Below are 17,405 nucleotides of genomic sequence, written 5' to 3'. Positions count from 1 at the left end.
GTCAGCTTACCGAGGGGTGATCGGCGCGCTATTCGGCCGAGTGCAAATGGGGTGCTGCCCAGGCGTGGTCCCGGTTGTCGGTGGGTGGGCAAATGTTCGATTTCATCCGCCGTGATGCCCGTGATGCCCGTTGACTCGGATGTGAGGTGATGATTCGGATGTGATGAGCGCCACGACCGGACCGCGGACGGCTCCCCGTCCCCGCCCCGAGGCACCGGACGCGGTCCCTCCGGTACGGCACACGGTCTCTCGGGCGCGGAACCCGGTCCTGCGGCACGGAACCCGGTCCCTCCGGCACGGCACCGGGTCCCCTGGCGCGGGAACCCGGTACCTCCGGCGCGGCACCGGGTCCTCCGGCGCGGAACCCGGTGCCGAGACCGCGATCGGCGGTCGCTGTGTGCTCATCGGTGCCCACCCCTGCGTACCGCCCGACCGCCTTCTCGTGGATTTCCTCGTTTATCTCCGCTGTTTCCTCGTCCATTTCTGTGTCAAGTTCTGTGTCAAGGATTGCGGCGCGACGGCTGTCGTGCCGACCCGTATCGGCGGCCGGTCCAGACCCCGCCGTATGACATTCCCTACAGACGAATCGCGATTCTTCTGGACAATCAGGGTGGGATGTTCGCCGCGCCGCCGGCGCCGGCGGCCGGGGCGGGCCGGGCTGCCATCGCCCCGGCCTTGGGCGCTGTGTCCGAATCCGGGTGAGACACCCCGATCCGCCCCCGGGTTCGCAACCGCGGCCCCCGGCAGGAACAATCGGGGTGGGCAGCGCCGCCGAGGGTCTCGGCGGTGAGATTCTGGGCCCGTACGGGGAGGTGGCAGGCAGGTATGGAGCAGCTGACGCAGCATGATCCGAGACGGATCGGTCCGTTCGAGGTGCTTGCCCGGCTCGGTGCCGGGGGCATGGGGCTGGTCTATCTCGCCCGGTCGGCATCCGGCCGCAGGGTGGCGATCAAGACTGTGCGCACCGAACTCGCCGAGGACCAGCTGTTCCGTGTCCGCTTCATCCGCGAGGTGGAGGCCGCCCGCGCCGTCAGCGGTTTCTATACGGCGGCGGTGGTCGACGCCGACCCCCGGGCCGCCGTGCCCTGGCTGGCGACCGCCTATGTGCCCGCCCCGTCGCTCGAAGAGATAGTCAATGAGTGCGGGCCCCTCCCGGCCCAGGCCGTGCGCTGGCTCGCGGCGGGCATCGCGGAGGCGCTCCAGTCGATCCACGGCGCGGGACTGGTCCACCGTGACCTCAAGCCGTCGAACGTTCTCGTGGTGGAGGACGGCCCGCGCGTCATCGACTTCGGTATCGCGTCGGGCGTCTCCAACACCCGGCTGACCATGACCAATGTCGCCGTCGGCACCCCCGCGTACATGTCGCCCGAGCAGGCGCGGGACTCGCGCAGTGTGACGGGCGCGAGCGATGTGTTCTCGCTCGGCTCCACCCTGGTCTTCGCGGCGACGGGCCACGCCCCCTTCCACGGCGCCAATCCCGTCGAGACGGTCTTCATGCTGCTGCGGGAGGGCCCGGACCTGGAGGGGCTGCCGGCGGAGCTGGGCCCGCTGATCGAGTCCTGTATGCGGCAGGAGGCCGCGCTGCGCCCCAGCCCCGAGGACCTCCAGTCCCAGCTGGCGCCCCATCTGTTCGCCGGCAGCGACGACAGCGGGACGGCGTCCGCGTGGCTGCCGATGCTGGCGACGGCGATGATCGATCTGCGCCGGGGCGGCGGGCGGGCCAAGGTCCCCGCGCAGCCCCCGGTCGAGCCCCCGCCGCCTCCGCCGCCCCCACCGTCGCAGCCGCCGCCCAGACGCGGCCCGGAGTGGGGCTCCCCCGGCTCACCCCGGCACGGCGGCAACGACCCGCGCACCCGCGCCCCGGCGGCGGACACCGCGGGTCCGGTACGGCTGCCCGGGGCACCGGTCCCGATCGGGCCCGGCCTGCGGGTCGCGGACGCCACGGGCCGGGGCCCGGTCGCCGACGCGGGGCCCGCGACCGGCTGGATCCGGCCACCGGCGGGTCTGAACGGCAGCGCCCCGCCGTCCTCCGCCGTACCGGCACAGTCCCCGGCACCTCCACAGGCCCCGGCGCAGGCTCCCGCGCAGCGCCCGGCCGAGCCCGCGCCGCCGCCGGGGGGCCCGGCGCACTGGCGGCCCTGGCGCTTCCGGATGTCGAACGATGTGTGGGGCACCCCGCAGGTCGCGGGGGACCTGCTGTACGTCACCTCCTTCGAGGTGCACGCCCTGGACGTGGGCACGGGCCGCCGCCAGTTCAAGACGCGGGACGTCGCGTGGGCGATGTCCGTCGAGGGCGGCCGTATCCACGCCTCGGACGGACCCACGCTGTACGCGCTCGACGCGGCGACCGGCCAGGAGCGCTGGCGGCTCGGGACGGACGCCTGGGTGTTCTCCCTCAAGACCGGCCGGGGCACGGTCCTCACCGGGACGCGGGGCGGCGGCGTACAGGCGTGGGAGGCGGCCACGGGCGAGAAGCTGTGGGAGCTGACCGGGGCGCAGACGGAGTTCGAGACCCCGGAGGCCGGACCCGCGATCTTCGACGACACCGTCTACGTCTGGAAGGACGCGCGGCTGTGGGCGCTGGAGTCGCGTACGGGTGCGGAGCGCTGGTCCTACCCCGTCGGCGACGCGGCCTCCTGCGGCAACGTCCCGGTCCGCGTACAGCCCGCGCCGGACGGCTGCGTGTACATCTCCGCCGGCACCCGGGTCCTGGCGATCGACATCGCCACCGGCCTGGTGCGCTGGCACTTCGAGGCCCCGGCGGTCTTCCTCTCCCCGCCGGCCTTCGCGCCCGGCCCCGCGGTCACCGGCGGCGGCGTGTACCTCGCCGACTACCTCGGCACCGTCTACGCCCTCGACGCCACCACCGGCAAGGACCGCTGGCGTATCGCCACCGAGCCCCGCCAGTCGATCGAACCCGTCCTCGTCACGGGCGGCAACATCCATGTCGGCAGCGGCAGCGCGCTCTACACCCTCGACGCCGTGACCGGCACCCCCATGTGGCGCTTCGCGGCGGGCGGCGAGGTCATCGGCACCCCGGTCGTCGCCGACGGCCGGGTCCACTTCGGCTCGGCCGACCATGCCCTCTACACCCTGGACGCGGCCGGGGGCCAGCTCCGGTGGAAGCTGGAGACGGGCGGCGAGATCACAGGCTCACCGGTCGCGCAGGGCGGTGTGGTGTACGCGTGCAGCAAGGACCGCTGCGTCTACGCGCTCGACGCGGTGAAGGGCACGGCGACGGGTCGCCCCCGCTAGCGCGTTTCTGCCGGGTCACGCTGGACTCGCGCGCCCTTGGTGCCGCGGGTCCCCTGGTACCGCACGCCCCTGGCCCTGGCGGCCCGGGGCCCCCGCGCCGCGTTGTCGTCGGTCGCCGATTCCTCTACGGCCGGGGGCGAGGGGCGTGCCCCCGCCCGCATGGACTCTCCACCTGGGTTCCGCCCGATGGGGTCTCCGGGGCGGAGCCCGGGGGGAGAGGGCGTCGCGGCCTGGGGAGGCCCCATCCCTCGGCCTGGCGGCCTGGGGAGACCCCATGGCGCCACACCCCGCTCGGATCGCGCAGCGCCGGTGTCGGCGGCCCGGATTCCGCAGGCGGTGACACCTCCGGGTCGCGGCGGGACGCTTCCCCGGGGGCCAGCGGCTGGCGGAGCTGATCGACGAACTGAACGCCGCCGGACCGGAGTTCCGGCGGCACTGGGCGGCGCACACTGTGCGGACCAAGGCGTACGGCGGGTCATCAGCACCCAGACCCGGTCGGCTGCGGCTCGTACCGTCCGCCGGGTAACCCGGACGGCAACCCGGATGGCCCGCGACGGGTACGCCCTGCCGGCGGCGTCCGTCCGCTACCTGCGACGGGGACATCCCGCCGACACGCCGGCGGCCTCGGCACCCGGACCGCGCCCCACCGGTCGGACCACCACCACCGCCCCGCCACATCACAAGCAACCGCTCCGGCCATCCGAGGTAGATGAGAACAAGCCATTGACTGGCCGCACGGTCGCATGCTTGAGTCTGTAACCAGTTCATGTAACTAGTTACATCCTGGAGGTGTGGCTGCCATGAAGAAATTCGCCTGCCTGGCGCTCGCGCTCGGACTCACCGCGACGCTGGCCGCCTGCGTGTCGACGAGTACGGGTGACAGCGCGGGCAATGAACTGGTCATCGAGGGATACGGCGCCGAGTACCAGGGCATTTTCGAGAAGGAGATCGCCAAGCCGTTCACGGAGAAGACCGGCATTCGGATCAAGTACACGGCCGCCGGGTCGGCGTCGGAGCAGTACGCGGCGATCCGGGCCGCGCATGGCGACCCCGGATTCGATGTCGCCGTCATGACCAGCCTTGAGCTGTATCAGGGCAGCCGGGACAAGCTGCTCGCCCCGGTGACGTCGAAGCAGGTGCCGAATCTGGCCCGGGTGCCGGAGAAGCTGCGTGCCAAGACGTACGGTGTCGGCGCGATCCAGGACGTCCAGCAGGTCGTTCTGATGTACCACCGGTCGAAGTTCCCGAAGCCGCCCACGAGTTGGGGGACGATGTGGGATCCGAAGTACCGCTCGGGCACGCTGATCTTCAACCCCGCCAACATCCTCGGCGTGTACGCGATGCTCAGCGCCGCCGAGCTGGACGGCGGGGGGATCGACGACACCGGACCCGGCTTCGCCCGGATCAAGGAGCTGGCCAAGTACGCCATCGCCACTCCCCAGGCGTCGGCGGGGGCGGTGCCCTATATGGAGAAGGGCACGGCGACGCTCTTCCCCTATCTGGACGGCCGCGCCGCGATCTACGCCAAGACCACCGACTACGACTACACGGTGCCGGGGGAGAGTTCCTACGCGTCGCTCGGTTCGCTCGGGGTTCCGTCCGGTGCGGCGAACAAGGACGAGGCGTACAAGTTCATCGACTACTGGCTCTCCGACGAGGTGCAGCGGCGCTGGGCGCTCGCCTACAACGTCGGGCCCGCGGTCACCGGCCTGCAGTTCCCCGCGGACTTCGCCGCCAAGCACATCACCACGGCCGAGAAGCTCGAAAAGATCAAGATCGCCGACCCGGAAACGGTCACCCGGAACCGCACCGCCTGGGGCCAGAAATGGGCGGAGGCCGTGCGATGACGGCGGCTGTGGCGAGCAAGCCCCCGCCCCCGCCCGTGCCTCCACCCGCACCCGAACCCGCACCCCCGCCCGTACCGGCGCGGAAGCGGTCCCGGCTGCCGTGGCTCGGGCTGCCCGCGACGGTGTGGGTCCTGGCGGTCTTCGCGGTACCCACCGCGATCCTGCTCGCCAGCAGCGTGCTGACCTACGAGGGCGCCGAGGTGACCGGCCCGCTCACCACCGCGAACTACGGCGACCTCTTCCGCGACGGCTACTTCCGGTCGGTGCTGTGGGACACCGTCTGGATCTCGGTGGTGGTGGGCGCACTCTGCTCGGCCGCCGGGCTGCTGGTCGCGCACTTCATCGTCCGGTCCGGATCGCGCTGGCGCACCCTCGTCCTGCTCGTCGTCGTGTCGCCCCTGGTGTCGAGTGTCGTGGTGCGTACGTACGGCTGGCTCGTGCTGTTGCAGGGTGACGGCCTGGTGAACAAGGTGCTGCTCTGGAGTGGGCTGACCGAGTCGCCGGTCGCGTTCATCGGGTCGGAGTTCGCGGTGATCGCCGGACTCGTCCACGTACTCCTGCCGTTCGCGGTGTTCACCGCGATGTCGAGTGTGCAGAGCGTCGATCCCGTCCTGGAACGCGCCTCCCGCGACCTCGGCGCCGGGCCGGTCAGCACGTTCCTCCGGATCACCCTGCCGCTGATCCGCCCCGGCCTCATCGCCGGATTCATGCTGACGTTCGCGATCAGCCTCGGCGCGTACGCCGCCGCCGCTGTGCTCGGCGGCGGCCGGGTGCAGACACTCGCGACCCTGGTCCGCGACCGCATGGTGGTCAGCCTCGAATGGGGTCAGGCGGCGGCGGTCTCGGTGGTCATCCTGGCGGTCGGTGCCGTCACGGTGTCCGCACTGCTGCTGGCCGGCCGCCGGTCGCGGAAGGGGATGTGACGATGCGTTTCCGTCCGTGGCTGCTGCTGCGCACCGTACTGCTGATGCTGGTGCTCGCCTTCGTGGCCGTACCGATGGCCGTCGTGGTCTGGACCTCCGTCCAGCCGGACACCTATCCCGCCTTCCCGCCGAGCGGGCTCTCGCTGCGGTGGTGGGAGTCGGCGCTGACCCGCGAATGGCTGCTGCCGATGGCCCTGTCCGCCGAGATCGCGCTGGGTTCGGCGGTGTGCGCGCTGGTGGTGGGCACGGCCGCGGCGTACGCCCTGTCGCGTGGTCCGGTCCGGGGCCGGGCCGCGCTGGAGGGTTTCCTCGCCAGCCCCCTGCTGCTGCCGGAGATCGTGATCAGCCTCGCCGTGGTCCAGCTGATCTCGATGCTCAGCGCACGCGGGTTCATCGGCCCGGCACTGCTGGTGGTGACCCACGCGCTGATCGGCATCCCGTTCGTCCTCCGCACGGTGGGCGTCAGTCTGCTCGGGGTCAACCCACTGTGGGAGCGCGCCGCCCGCGATCTCGGTGCCTCGCCCTGGCGCACGTTCACCACCGTCACCCTGCCGCTGATGCGGTCGGGGATGTTCGCGGGGGCGCTGTTCGCCTTCATCGTGTCGTTCAACAACGTCGAACTCTCGCTGTTCCTCACCTCGCGGGACGCGACCACACTGCCCATCCGGCTGCTGCAGTACATGGAGTTCCAGTACTCGCCGACCCTGGCCTGTGTCGCGGTGACCAGTGTCGTCGGCATCTGTGTCATCGCGGGCGTGGCGTCCCGGTTCGTCCGCCTGACCGAGTTCATCCACGGAGGTACGAAGTGACCGTACGAGCAGACACCGCCGGGGAGGCGGCCACCCGGGCGGCCACCGGCGGCTACGCCGTGACCCTGCGGGGCATCCGCAAGCAGTTCGGTTCCTCGGTGGCCGTGGACGACCTCGATCTCGATGTGCGGCCCGGGGAGTTCCTGACCCTGCTCGGCCCTTCGGGCTGCGGGAAGACGACGACGCTCAACATGGTCGCGGGCTTTCTGACGCCGGACGGCGGGCGGATCCTGCTAGACGGCCAGGACGTCCAGCGGCTGCCGCCGGACCGGCGCGACACGGCGATGGTCTTCCAGCAGTACGCGCTGTTCCCGCATCTGACTGTTGGTCAGAATGTTGGCTACGGGCTGCGGATGCGCAAATGCCCGAAGGCCGATATCCAGGTGCGCGTGGCGGGCGCGCTCGACCGGGTCGGCCTCGCCGGATACGAGGACCGGATGCCCGGCCAGCTCTCCGGCGGGCAGCAGCAGCGCGTCGCCCTGGCCAGGGCCGTCGTGGTGCAGCCGAAGGTGCTGCTGTTCGACGAGCCGCTGTCCAATCTGGACCTCAAGCTGCGCGAACAGCTCCGCCTGGAGATCAAGCACCTCCAGCGCGAACTGGGGACCACCTCGATCTTCGTGACCCACGACCAGACCGAGGCGCTGGTGATGAGCGACCGGATCGCGGTGATGCGGGCCGGCCGGGTCGAACAGCTCGACACCCCCGACACGATCTACCGGGAACCGGTGAACGCGTTCGTGGCCGGATTCATCGGTCAGTCCAATCTGGTTCCCGGTGTGTGCACGGAAGCCGGACCGGACGGCTGCACCGTCCGGCTGGCCACCTCGGACACACTGCGCGCACGGCACGCGGGAACGGTCACCGCGGGCGAGGCGGTCCAGGTCCTGCTCAGACCGGAAGCCCTCCGCCTGGATGTCGCCGGTGCTGCCGGTGCTGCCGGTACCGCCGGTACCGGTGACGGCGCGACGTCGATCGCCGGCCGGGTCGTCGAGATCGTCAACGAGGGCAGTCTCGCCACCGTCGTCCTGGAGATCAGCGGATCGGTCCGGCTCCGGGTCTCCGTACCCGATCCGGGCGCGATCGGCCTCCCCGCACCCGGCGACGAGATCGCCGTGTCCGTACCCCCGGGCGCCGCCCACGCGCTGCCCGGGGACCACTGAAGAGCCCGTTGAGTACCAGCGAGAGCATCGAGAGAAGAGGAATCCACATGGTTGAGCGAGTCGTTGTCGTCGGTGCCGGTGTCTACGGCGCCGCGGTGAGTGCCGAACTGGCGCGGCGCGGCGCCCACGTCACGGTGGTCGACGCGAGCGCACCGGCGGGCGGCACATCCGGGGCGACCTTCTCGTGGACCAACTCCTGCGGCAAGCAGCCCCGGGCGTACCACGATCTCAGCGTCGCCTCGATGGAGGCACACCGGAAGCTGGCGCGCGAGGTGCCCGGCGGCGACTGGTATCACGAGGGCGGCAATCTGGAGTGGGGCGGCGACGACGGCGAACGCGAGCGGCTGCGCCGTAAGGTCGCCACGGTGCTCGGTTACGGATACGAGGCACGCTGGCTCACGCGCGCGGAGGCGCTGCGCCTCGAACCCGATATGAACCCCGCCGAACTGCCGGCCGACGAGATCGCCTACTTCCCGGCCGAGGGCTGGATCGAACCGGCCCGGCTGATCGCCCATCTGCTGTCCACGGCCGACGTGGAGCGGATCTGGCACGACGAGGTCACCGGAATCGACGTCTCCGGCGGTCTGGTGCGCTCGCTCCTGCTCGCATCGGGACGGCGGCTGCCCGCCGACGCGGTGGTCGACTGCGCGGGCCCGGGGGCCGACCGTATCGCGGGCCTCGCCGGGCTCAAGCTGCCCATGCGCAACACCCGGGGTGTCCTCGTCTACACCTCACCGGTCGCGGTCTCCACGTCCCGGGTCGTCCACGCCCCTCAGGTCCATCTGCGGCCGGACGGCGCCGGGCGGCTGCTTCTGCACACCCATGACATCGACAGCGCGGCGCGGGTCTCCGACACCGGAGAGATCACGGTCGACCAGAGCGCGGTCGACAAGCTGATGGCGGCCGGACGCGCGCTCTACCCCGGACTCGGCGCGGCGAGCGTGGAGAGCGTACGGGTGGGCGAGCGGCCGATCCCCGGTGACGGCCTGCCGGTACTGGGCCGGGCACCCGCCCTGCCCAACTTCCACTTCGCCGTCTCCCACAGCGGCGCCACGCTCAGCCTGTACGCCGGCGGTCTGGTCGCGGCCGAGGTGCTGGGCGAGGACCGCGCGGGGGAACTGGCCGCGTTCCGCTTCGAGCGGTTCTGAGGATTCCTTCGAGCGATTCCGACGATTCTGGGCATTCTGAGGATTCTGAGGAGACATTGTGCGTACGACTGTTCTGCACGACTGCGATCTTGTCGACGGCACCGGCAGCGATCTGCGGCCCGGGGTCGACATCGTGGTCGAGGGAGCCACGATCCGCGAGATCGTGCCCACCAGGCCCGCGGAGACCTATGGCACGGTGGACGAGCTGGTCGAGGCCACGGGCGCTCTCGCCCTGCCGGGCCTGATCAACAACCACACCCACGGCACCGCCTACGGCCCGCTCTTCCCCAGCGGCCACGAAGGGCTTCCGCCCGGGCAGGTGGTCGCCAACCTCGACCGGCATCTGCTGGAGGGGACGACCACCGTGCTCTGCGTCGACGGCTTCGTCACCGCCGACGCGGTCGCGAGAACCGACGACGACCACCCGGTCACCGTCCGACTCGCCTCCTGCAACACCCCGGCCTGCCTGCGGGCGGCGACCATCGCCGACGGCGGGGGGCTCACCGACGAGAACCGCGCGTTCACCGCGCGCCGGGCCGTCGGCGCGGGTGCCGTCGCCCTCGGTGAGATCGGCGCCGGACACACCCTGGGCGGCGGTGGGGCGAGTTATATGTACATCCCGGCCGAGGTGGCCAGGCGCACCGGGGTGACGATCACGCCCCGGCAGGCGGACGCGCTGAAGATCTCCGTACTGGGCCGGCATATCTCGGCCTCGTCGTTCGACCGGGACACGGTCGAGGAGGCGCTGGTGGCGGCGGGTCTGGCCGGCAAACTGTCGGTGGAGGAGATCCGCGACATCGTCTCGGACATCGTGCTGCCCGCCTTCGACATCGCCCTTGAGGGGCTCGGCGAAGCCGCCGAGTACGCCCACCAGGTCGGTGTACCGGTGCTGGTCCACAACGCCGCCGCGTCGATGACCCAGGTCGCCGCGATCGCCAGGACCGGTGTGCGGCTCATCGCCGGGCACTCCAATCATTCGAGCTTCGAGCCGCGCGAGGCCCTGGAGCACGCCGAACGGCTCAAGGAGCTGGGTGCGACCGTCGACGTCTCCACTCTCGACACCTTCGGCGCGCAGCGGCTCACCACCGGTCCCGAACTGCTCTACGCCATGTTCGCGGCGGGCCTGGTCGACACGATCTCGACGGACTACGCGGGCGGCCACCACGACCCGATCCTGCTCGCGATCGACCGCGCCACCAAGGCCGGCGTGGTGCGCCTCCCGGCGGCGGTCGCCATGGCCACGGCCAATGTCGCCGACGCCATCCCCGGAGTGGCACCACGGCGGGGCCGCGTCACACCGGGCGCGATCGCCGACCTCGTGCTGACCGACCCGGCGGAGCTGCCGGGGGTCCGCACTGTCATCATCGGCGGTGAGATCGTTGTCCGCGACGGCCGGCGTGCCACCGTCTGACCGGAGCGGCGGGAAGGGACGTACGGTGAAGCGAACAACCATCGGCGACGTCGCGGCGGCGGCCGGGGTATCGGTGGCGACGGTCTCGCGGGTGCTCAACGGCGGTGCCGTCCGCGAGTCCACCGCGACCCGGGTGTGGGACGCGGTCACCCGGCTCGACTACTCGCCGAACGCGCTCACCAAGAGCATCTTCGCCGGGCGCTCCAGCACTGTCGGGGTCGTCATGGGTGATCTCAGCAGCCCGTTCTACCTGGATCTGATCCGGGGGATCGACGAGGTCGCCGCCGCCAACGACAGCCTGGTCATGTTCGCCAACACCTTTCTGCGCCCCGACCGCGAGCTGGCACAGATCCAGGCCATGGACGAGCAGCGGGTACGCGGCCTGATCGTCACCGCCAGCGAGTCCACCGACGACAGGACGCGCAGGATGGCGGCGGGCGGAACCCCCTGTGTCATCGTCGCGCGATCGGTGCCGGACCCGCCGCCCGGCCTGCACTCGGTCAGCCTGGACAACATCGCGGCCGGCCGGCTGATGGCCGAACACCTGGTCGCGTGCGGGCGCCGGTCGATCGGCGTGGTCACCTCCGGGACCCGGCCGTCCCAGCTCGGACGTACCGAGGGCCTGCGGCAAGGGCTCGCCGACGCGGGACTGCCGCTGCCCGATGACGCCGTCGCGGCCGTGTCCGTCAACGGGGAGACCAGCGAGGCCGTGGACGCACTGCTGTCCCGCCGTGCCCCCCTGGACACGATCGTCTGCCTCACCGGCCTCCGCGCGGTCGCCGTCCACTCGGCGCTGTCCACGCGCGGGCTCGCGATCCCGGACGACATCGGCTTCCTGACGATGGACGACTTCCCCTGGGGTCCGGCCCTCGGTATCACGGTGATCGCGCAACCCTCGTACCGGATGGGGCAGCGCGCGGCCGACCTCATCGTCGAACGCCCCGACCGGCCGGCGCAGCTCCGGTTCGAGCCGCGACTCATCGCCCGTACGTCCTGCGGCGAGAGCGGCGAGAGCGGCTGAGCCCCCGGCCTCCGCGCCCTGGGACCGTCCTCCCCGTGAAGCGCCGGTTCCCCCGCCCACCCGGCGGGGGAACGGTGCGCATCGCCTGGTCCCGGGGGTGCGGGCGGCGTATCCGGCGCGTATCCGGCGCTCTTCGGGAGCGGTGGGTCCGACCGCCCCGGGCCCGGTCCCCGAGTGCCGGTAACCGGGGACCCCCATGCACGGCAGGGCCGTTGAGGCGCCCCCGGCCGCCGGATGGCGCGACCCTCCCCACCGGCGTACCGTCGAACGCGGCGGTCGCCGCCCCGCTCCCCCTTCCGTGACCGGCGCGACGGCCGTCCCGCGCGCCCGCTGCTAGGGTGGCGCCCATTCGTCGCCAGACGGTTCCACTACTTTCAACGGGGGTTGAAACGTGAAGCTTCGCCATGCCCGCGCCATCGCCGTATTCGGCATCGCCCTCATAGCCCTGACGGGCGCCCGCGGCTCCAGCGGCGGCGGTTGCGGGGGCAGCAGCAGCAGTAGCAGCAGCGGCGGTAGCAGCGGCAGCAACGACAACGACAGCGACTCCACCACGTCCGGCGGCTCCACCGGATCGGTCACCGGAGGCTCCACCGCGAACCGCGCCGAACGCGACATCCGCATCGACAAGTGCGGCCTGGACGCCACCCGCAAGAAGCTCACCGCGACGATCACCGTCACCAACACCGGCTCCCTGACCTACGACTACGACATCACCCTCGATTTCAGGGGAACCCCGGGCGACACGAGCGTCCTTACGGAGAAGGCGACCCTCAACGACGTCACGGTCGGCCCCTCCGGCTCCGTGACCAAGGAACTCTCCACGCCGTACAACGGCACCGGCGACGGCTCCGAATACAAGAAGTGCCAGGTCGCCTCGGCAAACCGCACCTCGGCCTGACCCCCGCGCACACCTCCGCACCTGCCCCGCCCGATGCGCACCCAGCGCCGCGCGGGGCAGCCGCGCATACGCCCCACCGCCCTCCGGGAAGCTGTGCGTACGGAGACGAGGCCGAGGCGTTGCGCGCCTGAGCCGGGCCGGGTGGCTCCGTCGACTCGCCTCGACTCGGCGGCGGGAGCCGCCCACGCGGTCAGGGTTGGTCCCCCGACTGGTCGGGGGTACGGGGGGTGAACCGTACGGGCAGTTCGGTCAGGGAGCGGTGGAACGGGCCCTGGCGCCAGGTGAGTTGCTCGCGTGGGGTGACGGGGTCGAGGTCGGGGAGCCACTGGGTCAGCCGTTCGATGGCCTCGGTGGCGATCAGCAGGGTGTGCTGTTTCACGGGGCAGGCGTGCTCGCCCGCCGACCACGACAGATGCGAGGCGTCGTGCGGATGGTGGACGCCGCCGTACTCCTGCTCGGCGAAGTGCGCGAGCGCGCCGTAGGAGATGACGACGGGCACGGCTTCGCGCACCCACACCCCGTGGAAGCTGACGGCCTTGCGGGCGTAGTGGATGCCCCAGTTCGACAGCGGGGTCTCATAGCGCAGCACCTCCACGACGGCGTCCATCACGGGCCGGGAGCCGCTGGTGAGGGTGGAGTAGTACGCCGGGTTGCCGAGCATCCGGGAGAGCGCGTTCGACACCAGGTTCGCGGACGGCTCATGGCCCGCGCCGAGGGTGAGGAAGACCTGCCAGACGACTTCCTCGGGCGAGAGGTCCAGCGGATGATCGAGGAGCCAGCTCGTCAGGTCGTCGCCGCGCTCGGCCATCTTCGCGGCGATGAGTTCCAGGATGTACTTTCCGTACTCGGCCTCGCCCTGCGCGGCCTCCTCACCGCCCTCCATCAGCTGGCCCATCAGGGTGTTGAGCCGGCCGCCCTCGCTGTCCGGCAGCCCGAAGAGATTGTTGAAGATCAGGGCCATCAGCGGGCGGCAGAAGTCGGCGACGAGGTCCGCGCTGCCCTGCGGTCCGAACCGGGAGACCAGGATGTCGACGGCCCGGTGCACCCGCTCCCGCAGATCGTGCGGCTCGACCAGGCTGAACGCGTCGACCAGCGTACGGCGGTAGCGGATATGGGTCTGACCGTCGGCGAACAGGGTGTTGCGGCGCCAGCGCAGCATCGGGAGGACCGGTGAGTCCTCGGCGAGAGTGGACTCCCACGGCCGTGCGTCCCGCGACCAGGTCGCGGAGTCGTGCAGCAGATCGAGCGCGGCACGCCGGTCGGTGACGATGTACGCGGGCACCCCGGGCGCGAGTTCGCCCCAGCCGATGGGCCCCTGGGACCGCAGCAGCGCGTAGTAGCGGTGGGGATCGGCGGCGAAGCCGTCCTCCCAGAGACGGACGGGGGCCGGGGCGGATGCGGTCGCGGATGCGGTGAGGGGATGGGCGGTGTCTGAAGGGTTCACCGGGGACCCCCTGGATATTCCGTCTGGGGACTGTCGCTGGTGCGGACCAGCAGATGCTGTACGAGGGAGATCAGCGCGTCGATGGAGGCGTGGGTGTCACGGGCGTCGCACGCCACCATCGGTGTGTCGGGCTCCAGATCCAGCGAGGTGCGCAACTGCTCCTCGGTGTACTGGCGGGAGTCGGGAAAGGTGTTGAGGGCGACGGCGTACGGCAGCCCCGTGTCCTCGACAAGCCCGAGGACTTCGAAGGAGTCGTCGATCCGGCGGGTGTCCACCAGGACGAGCGCGCCCAGCGCCCCGTAGGCGATATCCGTCCACAGGGCGCGGAACCGCTCCTGTCCGGGGGTGCCGAAGAGATAGAGCACGATCCCCCCGTTCAGGGAGATCCGCCCGAAGTCGATGGCGACGGTGGTGGTGGTCTTGTCCCGGACGCCCGCGAGGTTGTCCACGGATACGGACGCCTCGGACAGTTGCTCCTCGGTGTGGAGCGGGCGGATTTCGGACACGGAGTCGATCAGCGTGGTCTTGCCGACCCCGAAGGGGCCTGCGACCAGGATCTTCACCAGTTCGCGGGCACTGTCCGGCAGGTGCAGGCCGCTAGAGCTTGAGGGCGCGCAGGCCATCGGCGACTCTCTCCAACAGATCAGGGTCGGGCTGGGCGGCGTACGGGATGGGTGGGCGTGCGCTCACCAACCCCAGGTCGATGAGGTGGGCGGCGAGGACGCGGACGGCGGACACGGGTAGTTCCAGCACGGCCGCCGTCTCCACCACGGTGAGCGATCCGCCGTCCAGCGCGTCCAGCAGAGTGCGCTGGGCGGGCGGGAGATCAGCGGGGAGAGTGGGCGTGGAGGGAGCGGCGGACACCGCGGACGCCGGGGGCGCGGAGGACACCCGGGGTGCCGGGGGCGCCGGGTTCGCGGTGAGCAGGGGGTTGTCGGCCGGTGGCCCGGCGGGTGGTACGGCCGGTGGTACAGCCGGTAAGACGGGGCGCCCGGCCCGGCCGGGTAAGGGCGGCCCGTCCCCCCCGCTCCGCGCCGCCCCCTCGGCGAGTCCCGTCAGTACCGAAAGGCGCTCCAGACTGTTGCGGCTCGGGCGGGTGTTGCCACCCGTGGACAGATAGGCGGGAACCAGCGGCCGGCCGCCCCGTCGCCTGGTCATACGGCGGTGGGGCCCATGACGCCACGGGGCGCGGCGGCCATCGCCTTCTCGCCGAGCCGGGCCACCTGTGAGTGGACCCGGTGGGCGAGCAGGTCGAGCCGCACCTCGGGGTCGCCGTAGGCGGCCACACAGGTGCCGTGCGAGGTCGGTGCGACCAGGATGTAGCCGTGGTCGGACTCGACCACGATCTGGCGCACCTCCGCCGCGTCCTGGTCGGCGAAGGCGGCGGCGGCGGTGCGGCAGGCGCCCTGCACGGTGCTGGTGATGGCGGCGACCCGCTCGGCGGACGCCTGGGAGAGCCGGTCGGAGTACCCGGAGACAAGGCCGTCCCGGGTCAGCAGAACGGCGGCGCGGACGTGGGGGATCTGCAGGATCGGATCGAGCACCCACGCGGTGTCGCCCGTATCGCGGGAGGTGCGACTGGTCATCAGGGGGCGTTCCCTTCGGGTTCGGCGGTGTTTCTGGCGGCAGCGGTCCCGGCCTGCAGCGCACCGAGTGCGGCGGCGGCCTCCTCGGGCGTGAGCGCGGGGGCCTGGCGGTGCGCGGCTTCGGACCGGGTCGGGGTCGTGGTTGGGGCGGGTCCGGCGGCCGGGTCGGCGGCGCGGACCCGGCGGCGGCGCCGGGGCAGTGATCCGTCGCCGGGCGCCGGAGAGGGGAGCCGGGTGACGACGGCGGGGGCCGCCGGGACGGTGGGGATGGCGGAAGCAGCAGGGCCAGTGAGGCCAGTGAGGCCAGGGGGGCCGGGGGGGCCGGGGGTGCGGCCCGGATTCTCCGGCGACGGCGCCCGGGGCGGGGTGCGACCGGGGTCGGCCGCGGGACGCGCCGGGGTGCGGGCGCCGTCGGATGCGGTACGGGAAGGGCGGTCCGCGCGGGTGTGGGTGGTGGCCGCGCGGCCCGTACGGTCGGTGCGGCTCGCGCGGTCGGCGCGGGCGCGGTCGGTGCGGCTCGGGTGGTCCGCGCGGTCCATGCGGTCCGCGCGGCTCGTTCGGGGCGAAGGCGCCTTCTGGGCGCCGGGGTCGGGTGCGGGTGCGGCCGGGCCCCGGGTGGAGTGCGGCGCGCTCGCGGCGGGTGGCCGCTGGGCGGGGTCGAGATGGCTGAGCAGATGGTTCTTGACCAGCAGCACCGCCCGTACCCCGCCGTACGGCGACGGCGACGAGAGGTCCACGGACAGATCGAACTGCCGGGTCAGCTGTCCGATCGCGGCCAGCCCCATCCGCGGCGGGTCACCCAGTTCGGAGAGCAGGATCGGGTCGCGTCCCGCCACCATCCGCTGGGCGTAGGCCCGTTCGTCCGCCGCCATGCCGACGCCCGCGTCGTCCACGGTGGCGGTGACGCCGTGGTGGGCTCGCTCCAGATTGACCGTGACGGTGGTGTCGGGGGAGGAGTGGCGCAGCGCGTTGTCGAGCAGTTCGGCGATGATGATCGCGACCGGCTCGACGGCGTGCGAGACGAGCGCGGTGCCGTCCTCCAGATGGTTGTTGATCTGTACGCGGTGGTAGCCGACGATCCTGGACTGGCCGCCGGTCACCGCGTCCACGAGATGCGACTCCTCGCGGGCGAGCCCCACCCAGGCGCCGCAGACCACGGCGGCCACCTGGGCACGGCGCAGCGACTGTTCGTTCTCGTGGTCGAGCGCGTAGAGCGTCTGGGCCAGCTCCGGGTCGTCGTAGCGCTGTTGCAGTCCGCGCAGCACGTCCTGGAGCCGGTAGAGACCGGCCTGGATCTCCCGGGTCGCTCCGCGCATTCCCGCCCGCGCGGCGGCGTCGACGCGCTTGCGCTCCTGCGTCATCGCGGTGCCGAGCCCGGCGAGGGTCCCGTCGAGGCCCGCGCCGAACTCACTCCCGGTCAGGTCGGGGTTGAGCGGACCGGGCACCTGGATGTGTGGATGGGCCGCCCGCGTGGCTGCGGCCGGGACGCGTTCCTGGGACAGATGGACGACCTCGGCGGTGAACGCCTGTGCGGCGCGGTCGGCCTCCTGCCGTGCCGCGTCCAGCCGCGCACGCAGTGTCTCGATCTCCTCGCGCTGCCGGGCGCGTTGACGACGGGAGCGCAGGATCTCGCTCCCCATGTAGAACGCCGACATGGTCCCGGCTGCCACGATGGCCAGCTCCGGTATCTCGATCATCGAATAGACCTCGGGGAGGGCGGTGGTCAGGCCCGTTGGGGGCACGACTGGCCAAGTACACACCGTTACCGAATGATCGCGGAGGGTTTTGCCGTAAGAGCTTGTGACGTTGTGAGGGAAGTGGATCACTTGCGCCCGGCACTTCTGATGACACGTCAGGCGTACGTCCGGGCAAGGGGCCGAGGTGGGAGGCCACAAGATGTGAC

Annotated in this window: 14 protein-coding genes and 1 pseudogene; 10 read left to right on the top strand and 5 right to left on the bottom strand. The window is 71.7% G+C overall.

The window, feature by feature from the left end; translation table 11 throughout:
- The first annotated feature begins 825 nt into the window (after window positions 1-825).
- From ACWF94_RS01290 to ACWF94_RS01245, 10 genes and pseudogenes are all read left to right on the top strand, one after another.
- On the top strand, window positions 826-3,255 hold the full coding sequence (locus ACWF94_RS01290; protein WP_453483515.1) for an outer membrane protein assembly factor BamB family protein: 2,430 nt from the start codon (window positions 826-828) through the stop codon (window positions 3,253-3,255).
- A 352-nt stretch (window positions 3,256-3,607) separates the two neighbouring features.
- Window positions 3,608-3,781: pseudogene (locus ACWF94_RS01285) on the top strand (MmyB family transcriptional regulator); the annotation flags it as partial.
- Between the two features lie 274 nt (window positions 3,782-4,055).
- Entirely contained in the window at window positions 4,056-5,102 is a 1,047-nt protein-coding gene (locus ACWF94_RS01280) for an extracellular solute-binding protein (RefSeq protein ID WP_453483513.1), read from the top strand.
- A complete protein-coding gene (locus ACWF94_RS01275) occupies window positions 5,099-6,025 on the top strand; it encodes an ABC transporter permease (RefSeq protein ID WP_453483512.1) in 927 nt (308 codons plus the stop codon). The genes ACWF94_RS01280 and ACWF94_RS01275 overlap by 4 nt, the downstream gene beginning before the upstream one ends.
- A 2-nt stretch (window positions 6,026-6,027) precedes the next feature.
- Window positions 6,028-6,834, top strand: coding sequence for an ABC transporter permease (locus ACWF94_RS01270; RefSeq protein ID WP_453483511.1), 807 nt, complete (start codon window positions 6,028-6,030; stop codon window positions 6,832-6,834).
- Window positions 6,831-7,994: an ABC transporter ATP-binding protein gene (locus tag ACWF94_RS01265; RefSeq protein WP_453483509.1), complete on the top strand. Its 1,164-nt coding sequence runs from the start codon at window positions 6,831-6,833 to the stop codon at window positions 7,992-7,994. The genes ACWF94_RS01270 and ACWF94_RS01265 overlap by 4 nt, the downstream gene beginning before the upstream one ends.
- Before the next feature lie 47 nt (window positions 7,995-8,041).
- Complete coding sequence (locus ACWF94_RS01260; RefSeq protein WP_453483507.1) at window positions 8,042-9,142, top strand: NAD(P)/FAD-dependent oxidoreductase; 1,101 nt, start codon at window positions 8,042-8,044, stop codon at window positions 9,140-9,142.
- A 58-nt stretch (window positions 9,143-9,200) separates the two neighbouring features.
- The gene (locus tag ACWF94_RS01255; RefSeq protein WP_453483506.1) at window positions 9,201-10,553 is read left to right on the top strand and encodes an amidohydrolase family protein; all 1,353 of its coding nucleotides are present in this window, start codon (window positions 9,201-9,203) and stop codon (window positions 10,551-10,553) included.
- A gap of 25 nt (window positions 10,554-10,578) precedes the next feature.
- The gene (locus ACWF94_RS01250) at window positions 10,579-11,574 is read left to right on the top strand and encodes a LacI family DNA-binding transcriptional regulator (RefSeq protein WP_453483504.1); all 996 of its coding nucleotides are present in this window, start codon (window positions 10,579-10,581) and stop codon (window positions 11,572-11,574) included.
- Window positions 11,575-11,965: 391 nt separating this feature from the next.
- Window positions 11,966-12,472: a hypothetical protein gene (locus ACWF94_RS01245; RefSeq protein WP_453483502.1), complete on the top strand. Its 507-nt coding sequence runs from the start codon at window positions 11,966-11,968 to the stop codon at window positions 12,470-12,472.
- A gap of 190 nt (window positions 12,473-12,662) precedes the next feature.
- Here ACWF94_RS01245 and ACWF94_RS01240 read toward each other — a convergent pair whose 3' ends face one another.
- The 5 genes from ACWF94_RS01240 to ACWF94_RS01220 all read right to left on the bottom strand — a co-directional run bounded on the left by ACWF94_RS01240 (window position 12,663) and on the right by ACWF94_RS01220 (window position 17,199).
- A complete protein-coding gene (locus ACWF94_RS01240) occupies window positions 12,663-13,916 on the bottom strand; it encodes a cytochrome P450 (protein ID WP_453483500.1) in 1,254 nt (417 codons plus the stop codon).
- Window positions 13,913-14,539 carry a GTP-binding protein gene (locus tag ACWF94_RS01235; RefSeq protein WP_453483498.1) on the bottom strand — a complete coding sequence of 209 codons (627 nt, stop codon included), beginning with the start codon at window positions 14,537-14,539 and terminating at the stop codon, window positions 13,913-13,915. The genes ACWF94_RS01240 and ACWF94_RS01235 overlap by 4 nt, the downstream gene beginning before the upstream one ends.
- Entirely contained in the window at window positions 14,514-14,807 is a 294-nt protein-coding gene (locus ACWF94_RS01230; protein ID WP_453483553.1) for a DUF742 domain-containing protein, read from the bottom strand. Before ACWF94_RS01230 ends, ACWF94_RS01235 begins: the two co-directional genes overlap by 26 nt.
- A 263-nt stretch (window positions 14,808-15,070) precedes the next feature.
- Window positions 15,071-15,502, bottom strand: a complete 432-nt coding sequence (locus ACWF94_RS01225; RefSeq protein ID WP_453483497.1) for a roadblock/LC7 domain-containing protein — start codon at window positions 15,500-15,502, stop codon at window positions 15,071-15,073.
- Window positions 15,502-17,199 carry an ATP-binding protein gene (locus tag ACWF94_RS01220; RefSeq protein ID WP_453483495.1) on the bottom strand — a complete coding sequence of 566 codons (1,698 nt, stop codon included), beginning with the start codon at window positions 17,197-17,199 and terminating at the stop codon, window positions 15,502-15,504. Before ACWF94_RS01220 ends, ACWF94_RS01225 begins: the two co-directional genes overlap by 1 nt.
- Window positions 17,200-17,405: the final 206 nt, after the last annotated feature.

This window comes from Streptomyces sp. NPDC055078 (genome assembly GCF_053607985.1).
Note: the sequence above shows the minus strand (reverse complement) of the source record. Positions and strands in the feature narration are given on the sequence as shown.